The sequence below is a fragment of the Dellaglioa sp. CoH-57-MRSF-22 genome (assembly GCF_056781895.1).
The window spans coordinates 1-776 of record NZ_JBXAXT010000026.1 but is presented as its reverse complement, the minus strand read 5'-3'; the positions used below and the strand labels follow the sequence as shown (position 1 = coordinate 776).

Here is a 776-nt window from a genome sequence, read left to right as displayed (position 1 = left end):
GGGTGCCACCAAGAACAAGTTGATCAATGGCAGGTTCCGTCTAAATCAATATGGTAATCCTGCGTCTGGTGCTATAGCCACATTCGTGGCCGATCGATGGTACATGTTCAGTAACGGCGCTACTGTGACCACAGCAACCGGGACCACTGGTAGCGACACTACTTATTTGTCGTGGCAGGAGACATCTGGTACTGGTGCACCTTATATTTCGCAGTCCATAAATGATGTGTCCACACTGAATGGCCAGACAGTTACTGTATCGTTCTTGATCAACGTATCAAAGGGCATGTCGTTTACCCCTTCGCTGTTCCAGAACTTCGGGTCTGGCGGTTCGAGTACAGTGACGCTATCAGGAACGCCTATTGCGGTGCCGGCAAATACATGGACTAGATGTCAGCAGACATTTAGCATTCCTTCGGTTGTGGGAAAGACGCTGGGCACCAATCACTATCTGCGGTTCCAGCTGGCTACGACGGCGGCACCCGGCACGTTCACGGCGCTGATCACTGAGGTGCAGCTCGAACAGGGCCCATCCTATACGGGCTTCGAATTCAAGGACTTGTCGGTGATGGCGAATGAGTGCTTGTTCTATTATGAAGCCTTCCCGGGATCGCCATTTGCGTGGTCGGGTCAAGTTGGTAATACGCAAGTCCCACAAATGACAGTGCAGTACGCATATAAACGCGTAAATAACCCCACTCTAGTAGCCAGCAACGTCTCATCTTCAGGTTTGGCTGCGGGCAATCCAACAATAGCTTCCCAGACCAATAACGGGG

Annotated in this window: 1 protein-coding gene; it reads left to right on the top strand. The window is 51.5% G+C overall.

Annotation, left to right across the window (positions count from 1 at the left end; translation table 11 throughout):
- Positions 1-776, top strand: a 776-nt coding sequence (locus tag AC1RPR_RS07900; RefSeq protein WP_481763417.1) for a hypothetical protein, incomplete at both ends; no start/stop codon positions are given.